We start from the raw sequence: 16,996 nt of genomic DNA on the forward strand, positions 1-16,996 counted from the left end.
AAAGGATTAAATAAGATGCCCCAACAATTTAATCATGGCTATGCTTTGCTGATTGGTGTAGGAGAATCTAGATATTCGCGCTTATCTCTACCTGTAACAGTTAACGATACTCAAGCCATTTATGCGGCGCTTATTGATCCGGAATTATGTGCTTATCCAGATAATAACGACCATATTCGAGTATTAAATAACAAAGAAGCAACACGAGACAATATTCTAGAGGGGTTGCAATGGTTACAGGAGTCAGCAAAAGCTGATCCAGAAGCTACAATCTTCGTCTACTACTCAGGCCATGGTTTGTTGAATAAAGAGGACAATCGTTACTACTTATTACAACACGATATTAAACTTACTAAACTGGCTGCTTCCGCATTATCCGCTGAAGTTTTCACCGAAGCTCTGCGACAAATTCCAGCAGAACGTTTATTAGTGGTAATTGATAGTTGTCATGCAGCAGGAATGGCAACTTCCAAAGATCCAGAGGAAATCATCCGTGAAGTAGAAAAGGTAGATATAGAGCTGGCTGATGAATTCGAGGATTTCCAGCGGGTTTCTCCTTCCAAGGGATTCGTCGAGCAACTGAAACAAGGAAAAGGACGAGTTGTGTTCACTTCTTCCAGGGGTGAAGAAAAGTCTTGGATACATCCAGATGGACTGTATAGCATTTACACCAATCATTTTCTGGAAGCGTTACAGGGTGCTGCCAATAAACCAGGTGATACAGACGTGAAAGTTTCTAACGTGATGAATCATCTTAGTAAAGTTGTTCCTGAAAGCGTTCGTAAGTTTTATCAAAAACAGCAAACCCCTAATTTTGATATGGCCACAGAAGATTTTGTAATTGCTAAACTTAAAGGTGGTAAAGGTTTTAAGGGATGGCAGGAGGAGGAATCTGAAGCTGAGGAGAAGATTAAAGAGCTTGCTTCTGTAGAGATTAAAGCAGCAGGTGATGGTGCAGTTGCCGCACAAAATTCTACAGTTATAGCTGGAGCGGATGTTATTGGCGAGGGTATTGTATTTGGCAATCAAAACACTGTTGAGAACAAGACTATGAATCAAAATACTACTGATAATTATACAAAATATAACATCAAGATCAACAAAGGCGAAAATATTAAAATTGGTGACAAATCTGAGGATAATTAATTACAATGTCATAAGAGGTTGTCTGAGAAGTATCATTTGCTACATCCAAGCCCCCTAAATCCCCCAATTTTGGGGGACTTTTACCAGCCAATTGGATTCTTGTTCCCCCCAGAATTGGGGGGCTAGGGGGGCAAAATTCAGTATCAAAAAACTTTTCAGATATCCTCTAACAAGCACTAGAAAAACGTAGATGATTTTTTATCAAAAATGTAGTAAATAGTAACCTAAAATGCCAGTTGATAACCCTAGTGATATTATAAAGCGCATTCAATCAGGTAACTGGAATGAATCTGATCTAGAATCTTTGCGTCAATTGCTCCAGAGTAATGATAACGACACCCTACAACAACTGAGTAAATTCAATATTTCTATTGATGAAGGTAAAGACATTCATATAGGCGATCGCAATTATTTTAATTGGAGCGATGAAGCTATTCAAGCGGTTGTGGAAGTAGTGCAACAGGGTAAAGGGGTTGCCGTTTTTAATCCCACAGGGAAAGTTACCATCTACAACTACAACAACAACTTTAGGGAGGAGCAATCTACACCTGAACTTACACGATTAGTTACCAAACTTAACAATGCCCGGCTGCAAGGTGAAGAAGGCGATCGCAAAACAGGAAGCTTTTATACTTATAACATTTGGTTAGAGGATGTATCTCTGGAAAATTCCCACGATTCTACTGAAGATAATTGCCATATACAACAGTATACCATCACCGGAAAATGGAACTCAAAAGTTTACACAGAAATAAATGCCTTCGGTTTACGAGTTGATACACCTTGGGGACACAATAAAACCCCCCATGGACAGTTCACGGTTAAAGTTGAAATACTCAATGGACGAGTTACCCAAATTAAACCTGATGTAGCTCGATATAATGATAGTGCAAATAACTACGCAGCTGACAAAGCAAAAAAATTAATTAAGTCAGAAATAAGTGGGGTTTTGCGAGTTTTTTAATTCTATGAAACCCTAGATCGAGATAGATTAATCCATCAGCTGACGGCTGAATGCCTACATCAAAAAAGCTTCCGCAAAAACCAACAAACTTTATATCCTTTTTTATAATTATAAAATACACTTAGGTTTCTTCTCCCGACTCCCGACTCCCGACTCCCGACTCCCGACTCCCGACTCCCTTTCCTAAACAATCATGACTTCCTTAACCCTTGATTTCCAATCAATTAACCTTACCGACGAGCAATTTTTCCAGCTTTGTCAAGACAACCATGATTTAAAATTTGAACGCAATGCTAATGGAGATTTAATTATTATGTCACCTACTGGCGGCAGCACAGGAAACCGTAATCTAGAAATAGGCTACCAACTTCAAGGCTGGAGCCGTCAAAACAAGTTGGGAATTGCTTTCGATTCTTCCACTGGTTTTAAACTCCCCAATGGTGCCGACCGTTCTCCGGATGCATCTTGGATACCATTACAAAGCTGGAATAGTTTAACTCCTCAACAGCAAGAGAAATTTTTGCCCCTATGTCCTGACTTTGTGATTGAATTACGTTCTCCTAGTGATACCTTAACAGCAATTCGAAAAAAAATGGAAGAATACCGAGACAATGGCACTCGTTTAGGTTGGTTGATTAATCGCAAAGAGCGACAAGTCGAAATTTATCGACCAGGTAGAGAGGTGGAAGTTTTAGAGTCTCCCACTCGTTTATCGGGAGAAGAGGTTTTGCCTGGTTTTGTGCTGTATCTTGATTTAATTTGGTGAAAGCTTAAAAGCAGTCAAAGCTCAAAATCCTCTGGATCTATCCCTTTCGCTTTCAATTGTTCCAGCAATGATTGCATACGACTTCTTTCTTGATCTAGAGCTTTCTCCGCTTGCTCTTTGAGTTCAACAATTTCCAAATAGCTCGCAAACCGCTCACCATTAGGATAATACAGTACCAATTCTGACTCTACTAACTCAAAGGTAATTCCTAAACGGGGACTAACCCAAGCATGCATCTGGGGGATTGGTTCTAAGGTTTCTCCTGAACGCAACCAGCCTTTTAGTGTTGTCCGATTTGGATCATAGATATAGTACTCTTCTACTTTATGGTTTTGGTAAAACTTGAGTTTATCCTCTTCTAATTCTTTGATAGTGTTTGTGTGTGAGGCTATTTCAAAAACTACCTGGGGATTAATGTTATCTTCAACCCAAGTTTTGTAAGAACGCCGATGCCCTTTCGGTCTACCGATCACCACCATCACATCGGGTGCTTGGTTAATTTTTGGTTGTCCTTCTACTGGATACCACAACAAATCCCCTGCTACAAACACATTGGGGTCATCTTTAAATTTAAGGTCTAGGCCAGACTTAATGGTAGTAATTAGTTCAAATTGAAGGGTATTGTCCGCCAAAGGTTGGCCGTCACTTTCGGGATAAAAAATGTCATCGGTAGTTGGTTGGATCTGCTGAACCATTGTTAAACTTTTACCTGAGCTGATAATGAAGAATAGGGAATCGGGAATCGGTAATCGGGAATCGGGAAAATGGAGCAACTCGTTCCAAGTTATTGATCATAAACTCAGTGCATCTCCTACCTTTTGGTGGTGCGTTACGGGGCTACTGGCTACGACCTTGAATATCATGGCAATCCCTGCCCTAACGCACCCTACACCTGACTTCTGACTTCTAACTTCTGACTTGCGCGTAGCGCTATACTTGATCAGGATCGACTCCCATAGCTCGTAAACGAGCAGCCAGTTGTTCAGCTCGTTGTTGAGCTTGGGTAGCTTGTTGTTGAGCTTGGGTAGCTTGTTGTTGAGCTTGAGTAGCTTGTTGTTGAGCTTGAGTAGCTTGTTGTTGAGCTTGGGTAGCTTGTTGTTGAGCTTGAGCTGCTTGTTGTTGAGCTTGAGCTGCTTGTTGTTGAGCTTGGGCTGCTATTTCTTCAGCAGTAGGTAGCACAATTCCTTCTAAAGTAGCCCAACGTAACCAAGTAGTATCAACATTATTTTTATAAACCCCTTGCCAACGGACTAAGGCTAATCCTAACCTTTCGCTAATTAGTCGTCCTTGTTCATCTTCAGTTAAAGGCTGATAGACGCCATTGTGTAACCTAAATCCCGCAAAATCCTCTGGATTAAACGGGTCGTACCAAAAATATTCTGGTACTCTGACTTGGTCTTGATAAACTACTTTTTTAGTAGTTTTATCTGTGTTGGCTGTACTGTCAGAAATTAGCTCAATAATCACATCAGGTGCTTTACCTTCTTCCCAAACTACCCAACTTAGTCGTTCGGCTTTGGGAACTCCAAGCACTACAAATACATCCGGACCTCGGAAGTCTTGATTCTTAATTTGTTCTGTACTGAAATAAAGAAACATATTACCCCCAAAATAGCCATCCTCCCGCTGGGCTAACCAAGGGTATAACGGGTCAGTCAGCAATTCCATCTGAAGTTTATGTCGTTCCGTTTCCATGGGAATACCGTCATCACAAGGAAGTTCATATTGAGTTGGCGGTATAGGAGGAGTATTAGGCACAACAGCAGAGGTCATAGTTTTAGACATAGTGGTGGTATTTCCTACTCAAATTTAACGCCTATCGCTAAGGTATCGTTGAAACTCGCCAAAAAACCCAGCCGTTGGTTCTGTCTTTTTTGACCAAACTATGGTATTGGAGTTGCTACACTATAGCGGTTTTCAATTTGGTGAGGTACAACTTTTAGGGAACAGGGAACAGGGAACAGGGAACAGGGAGCAGGGAACAGGGAGCAGGGAGCAGGGAGCAGGGAGCAGGGAGTAGGAAGCAGAGGGACTTTTGGCAACGTTACACAAGTTAATACTGTGAGGTTTATTTTTGTCCAGGTACCTACACTAGCTATTCTATTAGTAGTAAATTTTTAGAGGACAACATCGGAATAGTTTAGGGTCGCAAAGGTCAATCGCTAAAACAATTCTATAGCGTTAATTATAATTATAAAATACACTTAGGTTTCTACTCCCTACTCCCTACTCCCTACTCCCTACTCCCTACTCCCTACTCCCTATTCCCTACTCCCTACTCCCTACTCCCTACTCCCTACTCCCTACTCCCTTTCCTAAACAATAATGACCACCTTAACCCTTGATCTCCAATCAATTAACCTTACCGACGAGCAATTTTTCCAGCTTTGTCAAGACAACGACGATTTGAAATTTGAACGCAATGCTAATGGAGATTTAATTATTATGTCACCCACTGGCGGCAGCACAGGAAACCGGAATGGTAGATTAAACCAACAGTTGTTTAACTGGAGTGATTCCGATCGCGTAGCGTGGCCTTCGGCCTTTGGAACTGGCATTGCTTTCGATTCTTCCACTGGTTTTAAACTCCCCAATGGAGCAGACCGTTCTCCCGATGCTTCTTGGATACCCTTAGCACGCTGGAATAGTTTAACTCCTCAACAGCAAGAGAAATTTTTGCCCCTATGTCCTGACTTTGTGATTGAGTTACGTTCTCCTAGTGATCCCATAACAGCAATTCGAAAAAAAATGGAAGAATACCGAGACAATGGCACTCGTTTAGGTTGGTTGATTAATCGTAAAGAGCGACAATTGGAAATTTATCGACCAAGTAGAGATGTTGAAGTTTTAGAGTCTCCCAGTAGTTTATCGGGAGAAGAAGTTTTGCCTGGTTTTGTGTTGTATCTTGATTTAATTTGGTGAAGGTTTCTAAGCAGTCAGCGGTCAGCGGTCAGTAGTCAGCGGTCAGCGGTCAGCGGTCAGCTATCTTGCTTTAAACCTGTATGGTCTTTTTTTTTCTGTCCAATAAAACTCCGGATATCTTTTGCATTTTGCCTCTTGCCTCTTGCCTTTTTCGGCAATCGATGACTTGACAACCCAGATACAAAAGCTGATTGCTGAAAGCTGATTGCTGAAAGCTGAATGCTTCCCTAGAAACAAGAGACTGAAAAAATTTTTGTTTGTTGACAATTATTGATGATTTTGTTAACGTATCCAGGGAATTACGATGTAAGCAGTCAGTAGTCAGCGGTCAGCTTATTTTATTCAAAAGCACCGATAAGTAGCGTGGCGACAAGCCTTTGGCTGTGCCCGTAGCCCATCAGCTGATACCTGACGGCTAATAGCTGATAGCTGATAGCTGATAGCTGACGGCTGATAGCTGACGGCTGATAGCTGATAGCTTACATTACGATTCACTCAATCCTGGAAACGGGAGTCAAACAAAAAAACAAATAGTGGAATAAGCTTATGGCGCTAGTTGTCCAAAAATACGGTGGTACCTCGGTGGGCTCTGTGGAACGCATACAAGCCGTTGCCCAGCGAATTCTCAAAACAGTGCAACAGGACAATTCTGTGGTAGTGGTGGTGTCCGCTATGGGTAAGACTACCGATGGTTTGGTACAACTAGCGAAAGCCATCTCCCCTAATCCCTGTCGTCGGGAAATGGATATGCTGCTATCCACCGGTGAGCAAGTGTCCATTGCTCTATTATCCATGGCCCTACAGGAATTAGGGCAACCAGCTATTTCCCTGACTGGCGCTCAAGTAGGTATTGTAACAGAAGCTAAACACAGTAGCGCTAGGATTATGCAAATCGAAACCGAGCGGCTGGAGCGGTCTTTAAACGAGGGGAAAGTTGTAGTAGTTGCTGGTTTCCAGGGCATCACCAGCACTGATGACTTAGAAATCACTACCCTAGGTCGGGGTGGCTCTGATACCTCAGCCGTAGCCCTAGCTGCAGCACTGGGGGCATCTCGGTGTGAGATTTATACCGATGTACCGGGGATTTTAACCACTGACCCCCGGATCGTACCGGATGCTCAACTGATGCCGGAAATTACCGCTGATGAAATGCTGGAATTAGCTAGCTTAGGGGCAAAAGTCCTCCATCCCCGTGCCGTAGAAATTGCTCGCAACTATGGCTTAACCTTAGTAGTCTTATCCAGCTGGAGCGATGAACCTGGCACTAGAGTAATTTCCCCAAGCTCTCCCCCCCGTTCCTTAGAGGGATTAGAAATTGCTCGACCAGTCAATAGCGTAGAATATGACACCGACCAGGCAAAAATAGCCCTATTACGAGTGCCCGATTCCCCTGGTGTAGCAGCACGGTTGTTTGGTGAAATTGCAGTTCAAGACCTAGATGTAGATTTAATTATCCAGTCCATTCACGAACAGAATACTAATGATATTGCCTTTACCGTCAATACCCCTATGATCAATCGAGCGGAAGCAGTAGCCGAAGCCATTGCTCCCGCCCTGCGTCGCCAAACCACCCCCGATACCCAAGAAGCAGAAGTAATGGTCGGTAGGGATATTGCTAAAGTCTCGATCACTGGGGCAGGGATGATTGGACGTCCTGGGGTTGCAGCTCAGATGTTCCAGGCTTTAGCCGATGCCGGTGTCAACATTGAGATGATTTCCACCTCCGAAATCAAAGTCAGCTGTGTGATTGATGCCCTCGAATGCGATCGCGCGATCGCGGCCTTGTGTAACTGTTTCGATATCAACAATACCCCCATTCATCTACCCATTGCTGATCAAGCAGCAGATAGTGACCACTCCAGCGAGATCACCCATCCCCCCGTTCGAGGTGTAGCCCTAGACATCAAGCAAGCCCGTCTAGCCATTCGTCAAATTCCCGATCGTCCAGGCATGGCAGCCAAGATATTTGGAACCTTGGCAGAGCACAATATTAGTATTGATATGATTATCCAGTCCCAACGCTGTCGAATCATTAATGGAATTGCCACCAGGGATCTTGCCTTCACAGTACCTCAAGCCGAAGCAGAAATGGCTCAGAAAGCCCTACAACAGATCGCACCAGTGATTGGGTGTAGTGAAATTCTCCTAGATGCCGATATTGCCAAAGTCAGTATTGTCGGTGCTGGCATGGTTGGACAACCAGGGATCGCAGCACAAATGTTTGCTGCCCTAGCTTCGGAACAAATCAATATTCAAATGATTGCCACCTCAGAAATTAAGATTAGCTGTGTTGTTGCCCAAGACCAAGGAGTGCGAGCATTGCAAGCTATTCATAAAGCCTTTGGTCTTGCTGGAAGCCAAAAAATCGAGGTTCCAGCTTAGGACTCTAGAGAGGGGGGAGTGTGGGAAGATAGGGGGATAGGGAGATAGGGAGATAGGGAGATAGGGAGATAGGGGGATAGGGAGATAGGGAGATAGGGGGATAAACCAAAATTTCCTTTCTTGATGCAGTCGCTCATGGGGGGAACCCCCATGAGCGACTGCATCAAGACAATGACTAACAATTCGTGATTCGGATATGAGGGGATGTTTCGATAAATAGGCGCGAAAATCCTGACTATTTGCCTAAAATTCTCCCCATCTCCCCATCTCCCCATCTCCCCATTTCCCCACTCTCCCCATCTCCCCATCTCCCCATCTCCCCATCTCCCCATCTCCCCACACTTACCAACAACCTTATTTATTTCCAGGCAAGAACTTTAATATGTCATTAAGAGCATCAGAGGAGTTGTTTCCAGGGGAGTTAAACTTAGGGACACCTGTTCCCGATGGCAGGGAAGGAATAAAGTCAATGGATTGACCTGAGGATCCCGGTAGAGTAGCTAGGGCTACGCGATCGCCTCCCACTTGTCGTAGCACATCCAATACCTGAACGACCTCGTTGTAACTAGCCTCCTTGGCAGCATAAAGAGCCATCAACCCATAAGGATTGGTTTGACGATATGCCTGCAGTTTCTTTTTGAACTGCTCTTGGGTTACCACTGGCTCCTGTTCAACGTAGAGTTGACCAAATTCATTAAGGCTAACCATTAAGATTTCCCGTCCTTGAGCCTTAGCAGTACTTGCCTTAGGCAAATCCACGCTCAGGGCTTGCTGGCGAGATAAAGTAACAGCTGCCAAAATGAAAAAGGTCAGAATACAAAAAATCACATCAATCAGGGGAACAATCTCAACCCGAACCTCTTCCGGCGAGCTATCCATTCGCAGTCTTAGAGGACGGACTGCCATGGGGGAAGGAGCTGAATCCTTTTTTTTCGTCATAAATTTTTCCTGTGACTAAGAGCTTTCTTCTTGTTGTAACCAATCTTGTCGATAAAGCAATTCCAACTCGCTTCCAGCTTTGCGGAACACTTTAACTTGGTTAAACCAAAAAGCCTGAAATAGTCGATAGAAAGCCAGACTGATAATCGCCACAATCAAACCTGTAGCTGTGCTAATCAGTGATTCTCCAATCCCCTGAGTCACCCCATCGGTGGAAGCTGTGCCAAGGTCACTAATGCGAATGGAACCCAATGAGTTAATCAAGCCCAACACTGTACCAAGTAATCCCAACAGTGGTGCTAGAGCAATCACAGCTTCCAGGAGTTTGTCTCCCCGTCGCATAGCAGCTAATTCATCATCCGCAGCCGACTCTAGAGCCAGTCGGAATACTTCTGGGTCAGGATTATTCAGTCGTAAAGGAGCATACAAATATCTACCGATGGGTTGTCGGCGTGACTCTAGGGCAATCTGTCTAGCAACATGCCAGCTACCAGCTGCTGCCTCTAGAACACGATTAACAATTATGCCTTCCCTCAACGCTATAGTTGCCCAAAACCAGATCCGTTCAAAGATTGTACCCATAGTCAGGATCGATAGAGCCAACAGAGGCCACATGGCGATCCCACCTTTTGCAATAAGTTCGACAATATCCACGACTTGCCCTTACTTCCAAATAACTCAGTGGTTTATCAATCTTCTATTGATTTTCAACCACTTGCCAAGAAACTGATCCTATTCTCCACGAGTTAACTGATTAGGTCAGGAAATTTACACTTGGACTTTAGCATATCCGGTACAGAGTGTCTTAGGTAGTGCGGGGAGTGTGGGGAGATAGGGAGATGGGGAGATGGGGAGATGGGGAGATGGGAAGATGGCGAGATAGGGAGATAGGGAGATGGGGAGATAGGGAGATGGGAAGATGGCGAGATAGGGAGATGGGCAAAAATTTCATTTGATGTTCTTCCTCTGATTACGATAACCAAGTTCCCTATTAGGGAAAGCCTCAATTTTTGGTTTCATGGTGGAATGGGCATCTTGCCCGTTTCATGGTGGAATGGGCATCTTGCCCGTTTCATGGTGGAATGGGCATCTTGCCCGTTTCATGGTGGAATGGGCATCTTGCCCGTTTCATGGTGGAATGGGCATCTTGCCCGTTTCATGGTGGAATGGGCATCTTGCCCGTTTCATGGTGGAATGGGCATCTTGCCCGTTTCAACTGCCTAAATTCTAGTAAAAACTCTAATCAAACGGGTGGTTATCCCCATAGTCGGTTTCTGGAAGAATCTGGCACTATAAATAGTAGCTATAGAGTATTGAGCCATTGTTTGGTACATCAGAGCCGGAGAGTTCCCCAGTCCGGTCTATAGGAAAAACCCCTTTTGTGGTTGCTTCTAATTGGAAGAAATCTTAACAAGTGTGGCCCTTGGGGATAACGAGTTTGGCTGGTCTCGGCTTATGAGCATTTAAAACCAGTCGTTTAAACCATTAGTTGGAGGTGTGGCTTTCCTACCCACGCAACTTGGTATGGGATGAGGTATTCAGCCGCAAATTTTGATGAACAATCCAATTCAATCTTTTTACAACTGGTATCGCAACACTATCCGCCATTCCAAGTACCGCTGGTGGATCATCTTGGGAACCCTAGTTTACTTTCTTAGCCCCATTGATATTTCCCCAGACTTTATTCCCATCATTGGGCAAATTGATGATATCGCAGTTATAACCCTGCTCGTTTCAGAGCTGTCTCAGTGGCTAATTGACTTTGCCAAAGCCCGCCAAAGCGAAAAGATTGCCAATGACTCTCAAGACCCTGAAGTCAAGACTGTGGATGTAGACTCTATTGGTGTCTAGTTAAGCGTCTTGAGAGGATAATGGCAGAAGTGATGATGTGAATCTACTTCTGCATTTTTTTTTGAATTACTTAGGGGCGGGATGAATATGAGTGGGGTGGGCATCCTGCCCGCCTGGAAGTTGAAACAGGCAAGATGCCTGTTCCACCCCTGATGCCCCGAAGTTGAAACAGGCAAGATGCCTGTTCCACCCCTGATGCCCGGAAGTCGAAACAGGCAAGATGCCTGTTCCACGACTGATTTCCATTCCACGGACTTTTAGGGCGAACGACGGGACTCGAACCCGCGAGTGGTGGAACCACAATCCACTGCCTTAACCACTTGGCTACGCTCGCCATAATCTTACCGTTGTTTATTATAGCATCTTATTTGTTGGTTTATCAACAATCTATAAAATTTTGATGGTAATTACTCAGTCAGTCAGGAATGAATAGAGTCCTGAGGTTTGCTGACCATGGCGGCAATTGTCTTGCCCTGAGGGATTTCCATCAAACATGCAAGACGTTACCACCATTTTGCAGTTAACCTGGAACTCGAAGGCTTGATAGGCATCGTAATATATAATATATCGTTAAAAAATTCAGATGAAGATTTCACAGGTTGTCACCGCTTTTGGAACTATAGTACTTGCGGTGGTGGGAGGCTCAATGGTGGTGACCAATCCTGGACAAGCTACCTATGAAGATTATGCGGTTGAGCAACTGAGCAAGTATCTAAAAGAAGAAGTTTGTCCCCAAGCACCGGAAACCCTAGGCAGTTTCCTGCGCCGTCAGTGTACCATACTGGTGGATACAGGACGACCCCAAATTAAGCAAGTTGTTGCCCAGACCACAAAGCGAGAAAATTTTTTGCTCTTTAGTATTTACCGCACTGACCTGGATGTTAGTACGCTGATCCCTTCATACTCCTTTGAAACTGTAGGGATCTGTCAACAATTTTACCTTTACAAGGCTGATGAAAAATCATACTAAGGGTAGTTGTTAGATGGCGAGCACTGGTCTTTTTGTGGGGATGGTTACCTTAGACCTGGTATACCTCAGCACCAACCTACCAAGCAGCAATGAAAAAATAACTGCTTCTGACTATACAGTAGCGGCTGGGGGACCAGCAACGAATGCAGCAGTAACGTTTAGCTATCTAGGGAATCTAGCTAAAATTCTCGGTGTGGTGGGAATTAATCCGATTACTCAGCTAATTCGCAGCGATTTGACCAGTCATGGCGTAATCATCGCTGACCTTGATCCAGCTAACCCCCAACCACCACCAGTATCTTCGATCATTGTTACGGAATCCACAGGCGATCGCGCAGTTATTTCGATTAATGCTACTAAAATCCAAGCCAGCAGTACACAAATACCTCAGGATTTAGACTTGATGGTGGATGTGGTGCTCATTGATGGTCATCAGATGCTGGTTAGTAATGCGATCGCAAAATTTGCCAAAACTCATCATATCCCTGTAGTCATGGATGGCGGTAGCTGGAAGCCAGGATTTGAAACAATTTTGCCCTATGTTGATTACGCCATTTGCTCAGCCAATTTCTATCCACCAGGGTGCTCTGGCCAAGAAGAGGTGATGGCTTATGTCCTAGACGCTGGGATTGATCACATTGCCATTACCCAAGGAGAAAAACCAATTCAGTATCGTAGCTTAGGAGTGTCCGGTGAAGTACCCGTACCCCAGATTCAAGCAGTAGATACCTTGGGAGCTGGGGATGTGTTTCACGGTGCCTTCTGTCACTATATTCTACAGAACGAGTTTACTGATGCCCTAGCCGCCGCAGCAAAGGTAGCTTCCAATTCCTGTCAGTTTTTTGGGACTCGTCGCTGGATGGAATAAGATATCGAAAATTAGAGCAACAAATGTTTGTCTGCCCACACCAATGGAGAACTAGAAGGGCTTATAGTCCGATGTGTAATCACAAATAGGCACGAAACCTGATGCAAGACTACCAAGCTCCCTGGTACCTAAGAAATGGCTTATTTCAAAGTATTGCTACCACTTACTGGTACGGCACGACCTGGAGTTGGTGGGGGGAAAGAGTACCTTGGCTTTCCCATTTGCCCCTGATGCCCTGGCAGGAACACATATTTACTGGTGCGGATCAGGTACCGTTGCGCGGATTGTGGAGTTGTCCTGACAATGCCAAAGGTACCCTGATTGTTAACTATGCCCTTACAGGGGATGTCGATAATGGTTGGTATAGTCGTACCCTTGCTCGTAAAGCCTACAGCAATGGTTGGGCAGTGTTAATTTATGATTGGCGCAGTAACGGACGCAGTGCACAACTATCCCCAGTCCCATCTTCTGACGGTTGGCGAGAAGGGGAAGATCAGTTGCAGCTAGCCATGCAATTAGTAAAGATGGGTTGCCCAGAACCTGTCGGTTTGGTGGGCTTTTCCATGGGGGGACAGTTGGCATTGTGGGGACTTAAGGCAGCAGTTGATAACAATTGTTCTCTGGTCAGGTTTGGAACAGTTTTGGGTCCTAATCTCGAATCGAATCGCTCCATAGATTATTTGCTATCTACGCCAATAGGACGCTTGATCGAAAAGAAGTTCACTCATAAACTCAGGAAAATATCTCAACAACGGTTAGAAAACTTTCCTGAGGCTGTCAAACCTGGTGTAGTGGAGTGCATTAACTCAATGCGGAGCTTTGACCACTATATGGTGATTGATTACTACGGGTTTGCTAGCGTTAATGAATACTATCAGAAGACTAGTGGACTTTACCTGTTGGACAGGTTAGCTTTGCCCTATTTGATCATCTATGCTGCGGATGACCCGATTTTTGACCCTACTATTATTCCAGAATTGGAAGAGCGCACGAGTAGTAATCCCTATGCCAACTTAATTTTAACTGCCCAAGGGGGTCATGTGGCTCACATTAGTACAGGCAAAGGTGATGTGGATGAATTTTGGGCTTTGAATCGGCTTTTGGAATTTTGTGATGCTCAATTACTTCCTGGCAATCCTGAATCACGTTAAGCTAAACATGACCAGTAAACATGACCAGTTGGATTTTTGAGTCGCTATTATCAATTTTCTATGGGTACAATTACCAAAGTCGTTGTTTATTCCCTGGGACTTTTCTTTTTCTGTACTACCCCAGTTTTTGCTCAACATACTCAACATAATAGTTCAACTGCCACTAGCCAGCAACAACAGATAGAAACGGTTAATCTACTATCCCTACCGGAGGTATTACCGGAATGGAAAAAAGCCCGGGTTATCTATTTAGGAGAAACTCACAGCAGCCAAAAAGATCATGAGGCGCAGTTAGCGATTATTAAAGCACTAACCCGTGAAAATTCCAAAATTGCGATCGCAATGGAAATGTTCCAGCGCCCAGCTCAAGATATCCTGGATCAATACCTAGCAGGAGAAATCACAGAAGCTGAGTTGGTTAAGCAAAGTGAGTATGAACAACGCTGGGGCTTTCCTTGGGAATATTATGCTCCCCTGGTACGCTTTGCTAAAACTAATCAACTGCCTGTGTTAGCCTTAAATACACCTACTGAGGTCACTCGTAAAGTAGCCCGTAGGGGTTTAGAGAGTTTAACCTCTGCTGAGCAGGAACATATTCCCCCATTATCAGAAATTCGCACAGATAACGCTGATTACCGCAACCTGATTCAGGGATTCTACCAACAACATCACCACGCCGGTCATAGCAATAGTCGCAACTTCGACAATTTTTTCACTGCCCAAGTGTTATGGGATGAAACCATGGCAGAGAAGATTGCTTTGTTTGCCCAAGCTAACCCAGATTATCAAGTAGTAGTGATTGCTGGGCAAGGTCATATTATCTATGGCTACGGTATACCCAGTCGGGTTGCTCGACGATTCAATAATCAGTTGGAACAAATTTCCGTTTTGTTGGGTGTTCAGTCAGAGAAACTGGCAGGAGAAAATGCGATCGCAGATTATTTATGGGAACATCTCTTTTGAATTAAGAATGTAGAATGTAGAATGTAGAATTGGGAATTTATAATGTAGAATTGGGAATTTAGAATTTAGAATTGGGAATTGGGAATTGGGAATTGGGAATTTAGAATTTAGAATTGGGAATTGGGAATTGGGAATTTAGAATTCTTAATTCTCCATTCTCCATGCTTAATTCTTAATTCTTAATTCTTAATTCTTAATTCTTAATTCTTAATTCTTAATTCTTAATTCATTCAAATTGTCTTAGTTAGAGTCGATGTCCCCTATTAAGGGGAGCACCTCTCCTTCAGAACCGTGCATGAAACTTTCGCCTCACACGGCTCCTAGATATCCTATCCTTTTGGATTGCTCCAATGTATCTGTTGGTGGCAGCTTTGGTGTACTGCTAATAAATTCTTAGTTTTCCAATTGTCGTGGTTTCCATCGATATGATGGAGGTGTACATATTCGTCTTCTAAGAATCTCAGCCCACAGAATCCACAGGATTGGTTTTGCTTTTTTAAGGCTGTAGAGGTAGCATCGGAGTATAACCTTGAATTCCGGTTACTCCAGTAAACTAAGTCACCGTCGTAAGGTGACTTAGTCCCCTTTACGTTGACGTGCTGGTTTTGTTTGTAGCCTACCTTAGGGAATCCCTTTTTACATAGTTCGTTTGCTTTGTACCGGTTTACCTTCTTTTCCTTTCGGAATTTACGGTTGGCGGTTTTATTCATGAACCAGAGGGAATCTCGGGAACTGCTCATATCACAGCTGCTGTGGTAGTTTCTCCAGCCACGCACAATTGGGGCTAACTTTTTGGCTTTTACTTCAGCACCATAATTCGAGTTGTTAACTACGGCTTTAATCTTCTTTCGGATATTTCGGTGGTTTTCCTCTGAGGGAATTGACCGGAACTTTCCGTTTTTCTGGACGCGGAAGTTCCACCCCAGAAAGTTGAAGCCGTCTGTCGTTTTGGTTAGTTTGGTCTTTTCTTCACTAATTTCCATCCCACGCTCTGCTAAGAAGTTTTTGACTTTGTCTAGTATCTTCTTGGGGTTATCTTTTGGTTTTAGAATGAACACCATATCGTCAGCATATCTTAGGCTGGTGTGAATGTTCTCTATTCCGTCAAGTGCGATATTGGCTAGTAAGGGACTTACTACTCCACCTTGGGGGGTTCCTTGCTCAGGAAATTCCAGGTCAACTCCTGCTTTAAGACAGCGGAATATCCCAGTCTTTAAACTTACTGGTGCAATTAACCTATCCATTATGGCGGTGTGTGAGATACGGTCAAAGCATTTCTTGATGTCTAGTTCTATGATTCGCTTGTTTATGCCGTTTGCGTCTGATTTTAGGTGTAGTTGTAGGCGTTTTTGTACGTCTTGCGCACATCTACCTGTCCTAAACCCGTAGCTGTCGGCACTGAACGTAGCCTCATGGGCTGGTTCAAGGGCGAATTTGGCTAGACATTGCCAGGCTCTGTCGGCGATGGTTGGTATTTTCAACATCCTTACTTTCCCATTCTTTTTAGGAATAGGAATTTCACGAAGTCGGCTATGCTTCCAGTCAGAGGCATGGTCGTTCAATGTATCTACCAGTTCCATACGCTGTCTGTAGTTGAGGCTTGACATGCCATCAACTCCAGCCGTTTTTTTCCCTTTATTTAGTTGGGACACTTGACGGACTGCCAAAAGTTGAGCTGAACGGGACTTCAGAATCAGTTTTTGTAGAGACCGTGCCTTCTTCAAGTCACCATCTCGAACCGCTTTGTACACGCGCTTTTGTAGGCGGAAAAGGTTCTGGCGGAGTTTCTTCCACCTTTGGTTTTTCCAGAGGTCGCTATATCTGTTTGACATGCGTCTACCTATGCTCTCCTTTGGTTTGTGTATTCTGGATACCCGTGCCCAGTTTCCATTAAACTAAGCCAGGGAGTCACCTCACAGCTGACTCGTCTCCAGAACCGGACGTGAAGTCGGGTAAGGTTTGTAGATTACTCTACTCCCCTCCCCTAAGAACCGGACTTGACAGTTACCCATCATCCGGCTCAAGCCTTACTTCAAGCCTTCTGCTTGGTTTTCTTTTTGCCATGAAGAAGCTT

Annotated in this window: 19 protein-coding genes, 1 tRNA gene and 1 pseudogene; 11 read left to right on the top strand and 10 right to left on the bottom strand. The window is 44.1% G+C overall.

Annotation, left to right across the window (positions count from 1 at the left end):
- Positions 1 to 15 precede the first annotated feature (15 nt).
- The 3 genes from F6K51_RS19575 to F6K51_RS19585 all read left to right on the top strand — a co-directional run bounded on the left by F6K51_RS19575 (position 16) and on the right by F6K51_RS19585 (position 2,876).
- Complete coding sequence (locus F6K51_RS19575) at positions 16 to 1,146, top strand: caspase family protein (RefSeq protein WP_293023154.1); 1,131 nt, start codon at positions 16 to 18, stop codon at positions 1,144 to 1,146.
- A 229-nt stretch (positions 1,147 to 1,375) separates the two neighbouring features.
- Entirely contained in the window at positions 1,376 to 2,110 is a 735-nt protein-coding gene (locus tag F6K51_RS19580; RefSeq protein WP_293023157.1) for a hypothetical protein, read from the top strand.
- 193 nt (positions 2,111 to 2,303) lie between these two features.
- Positions 2,304 to 2,876, top strand: coding sequence for a Uma2 family endonuclease (locus F6K51_RS19585; RefSeq protein WP_293023161.1), 573 nt, complete (start codon positions 2,304 to 2,306; stop codon positions 2,874 to 2,876).
- A 14-nt stretch (positions 2,877 to 2,890) separates the two neighbouring features.
- Here the strand turns inward: F6K51_RS19585 and F6K51_RS19590 are convergent, their stop codons facing one another.
- From F6K51_RS19590 to F6K51_RS19600, 3 genes are all read right to left on the bottom strand, one after another.
- A complete protein-coding gene (locus tag F6K51_RS19590) occupies positions 2,891 to 3,571 on the bottom strand; it encodes a Uma2 family endonuclease (protein WP_293023164.1) in 681 nt (226 codons plus the stop codon).
- Positions 3,572 to 3,806: 235 nt separating this feature from the next.
- Entirely contained in the window at positions 3,807 to 4,661 is an 855-nt protein-coding gene (locus tag F6K51_RS19595) for a Uma2 family endonuclease (protein WP_293023166.1), read from the bottom strand.
- A gap of 98 nt (positions 4,662 to 4,759) precedes the next feature.
- The gene (locus tag F6K51_RS19600; protein WP_293023169.1) at positions 4,760 to 4,918 is read right to left on the bottom strand and encodes a hypothetical protein; all 159 of its coding nucleotides are present in this window, start codon (positions 4,916 to 4,918) and stop codon (positions 4,760 to 4,762) included.
- A 283-nt stretch (positions 4,919 to 5,201) separates the two neighbouring features.
- Between F6K51_RS19600 and F6K51_RS19605 the strand changes: the two genes are divergently transcribed.
- Positions 5,202 to 5,798, top strand: coding sequence for a Uma2 family endonuclease (locus F6K51_RS19605; RefSeq protein ID WP_293023173.1), 597 nt, complete (start codon positions 5,202 to 5,204; stop codon positions 5,796 to 5,798).
- Between the two features lie 342 nt (positions 5,799 to 6,140).
- Here F6K51_RS19605 and F6K51_RS19610 read toward each other — a convergent pair whose 3' ends face one another.
- Positions 6,141 to 6,293: a hypothetical protein gene (locus tag F6K51_RS19610; RefSeq protein ID WP_198954250.1), complete on the bottom strand. Its 153-nt coding sequence runs from the start codon at positions 6,291 to 6,293 to the stop codon at positions 6,141 to 6,143.
- Between the two features lie 51 nt (positions 6,294 to 6,344).
- Between F6K51_RS19610 and F6K51_RS19615 the strand changes: the two genes are divergently transcribed.
- Positions 6,345 to 8,180, top strand: coding sequence for an aspartate kinase (locus F6K51_RS19615; RefSeq protein ID WP_293023176.1), 1,836 nt, complete (start codon positions 6,345 to 6,347; stop codon positions 8,178 to 8,180).
- Here F6K51_RS19615 and F6K51_RS19620 read toward each other — a convergent pair.
- The 3 genes and pseudogenes from F6K51_RS19620 to F6K51_RS19630 form a co-directional block, all read right to left on the bottom strand.
- Complete coding sequence (locus F6K51_RS19620) at positions 8,177 to 8,488, bottom strand: hypothetical protein (RefSeq protein WP_293023178.1); 312 nt, start codon at positions 8,486 to 8,488, stop codon at positions 8,177 to 8,179. The genes F6K51_RS19615 and F6K51_RS19620 overlap by 4 nt on opposite strands.
- A 46-nt stretch (positions 8,489 to 8,534) precedes the next feature.
- On the bottom strand, positions 8,535 to 9,119 hold the full coding sequence (locus F6K51_RS19625; RefSeq protein WP_293023180.1) for a biopolymer transporter ExbD: 585 nt from the start codon (positions 9,117 to 9,119) through the stop codon (positions 8,535 to 8,537).
- 45 nt (positions 9,120 to 9,164) lie between these two features.
- A pseudogene (locus F6K51_RS19630) lies at positions 9,165 to 9,773 on the bottom strand (MotA/TolQ/ExbB proton channel family protein); the annotation flags it as partial.
- A 364-nt stretch (positions 9,774 to 10,137) separates the two neighbouring features.
- On the opposite strand from F6K51_RS19630, the gene F6K51_RS19635 reads away from it, so the two are divergent.
- Together F6K51_RS19635 and F6K51_RS19640 are read left to right on the top strand one after the other, a co-directional pair.
- Positions 10,138 to 10,350: a hypothetical protein gene (locus F6K51_RS19635; RefSeq protein ID WP_293023182.1), complete on the top strand. Its 213-nt coding sequence runs from the start codon at positions 10,138 to 10,140 to the stop codon at positions 10,348 to 10,350.
- Positions 10,351 to 10,673: 323 nt separating this feature from the next.
- Complete coding sequence (locus F6K51_RS19640) at positions 10,674 to 10,970, top strand: YkvA family protein (RefSeq protein WP_075897075.1); 297 nt, start codon at positions 10,674 to 10,676, stop codon at positions 10,968 to 10,970.
- Between the two features lie 66 nt (positions 10,971 to 11,036).
- Here F6K51_RS19640 and F6K51_RS19645 read toward each other — a convergent pair whose 3' ends face one another.
- Positions 11,037 to 11,216, bottom strand: coding sequence for a hypothetical protein (locus F6K51_RS19645; RefSeq protein WP_293023183.1), 180 nt, complete (start codon positions 11,214 to 11,216; stop codon positions 11,037 to 11,039).
- 15 nt (positions 11,217 to 11,231) lie between these two features.
- A tRNA-His gene (locus F6K51_RS19650) sits at positions 11,232 to 11,304 on the bottom strand.
- Positions 11,305 to 11,553: 249 nt separating this feature from the next.
- Here F6K51_RS19650 and F6K51_RS19655 point away from each other — a divergent pair.
- From F6K51_RS19655 to F6K51_RS19670, 4 genes are all read left to right on the top strand, one after another.
- On the top strand, positions 11,554 to 11,940 hold the full coding sequence (locus F6K51_RS19655) for a DUF4359 domain-containing protein (RefSeq protein WP_293023185.1): 387 nt from the start codon (positions 11,554 to 11,556) through the stop codon (positions 11,938 to 11,940).
- A gap of 13 nt (positions 11,941 to 11,953) precedes the next feature.
- Positions 11,954 to 12,808, top strand: a complete 855-nt coding sequence (locus tag F6K51_RS19660; RefSeq protein WP_293023187.1) for a sugar kinase — start codon at positions 11,954 to 11,956, stop codon at positions 12,806 to 12,808.
- A 101-nt stretch (positions 12,809 to 12,909) separates the two neighbouring features.
- Positions 12,910 to 13,959 carry an alpha/beta fold hydrolase gene (locus F6K51_RS19665; RefSeq protein WP_293023189.1) on the top strand — a complete coding sequence of 350 codons (1,050 nt, stop codon included), beginning with the start codon at positions 12,910 to 12,912 and terminating at the stop codon, positions 13,957 to 13,959.
- A 60-nt stretch (positions 13,960 to 14,019) separates the two neighbouring features.
- Positions 14,020 to 14,922 (top strand): ChaN family lipoprotein, encoded by a 903-nt coding sequence (locus tag F6K51_RS19670; RefSeq protein WP_293023191.1) that lies wholly within the window; start codon positions 14,020 to 14,022, stop codon positions 14,920 to 14,922.
- Positions 14,923 to 15,251: 329 nt separating this feature from the next.
- Here the strand turns inward: F6K51_RS19670 and F6K51_RS19675 are convergent, their stop codons facing one another.
- Positions 15,252 to 16,754, bottom strand: coding sequence for a reverse transcriptase domain-containing protein (locus F6K51_RS19675; protein ID WP_293023193.1), 1,503 nt, complete (start codon positions 16,752 to 16,754; stop codon positions 15,252 to 15,254).
- Positions 16,755 to 16,996: the final 242 nt, after the last annotated feature.

This window comes from Moorena sp. SIO3I8, from assembly GCF_010692325.1.
Classification (GTDB): domain Bacteria; phylum Cyanobacteriota; class Cyanobacteriia; order Cyanobacteriales; family Coleofasciculaceae; genus Moorena.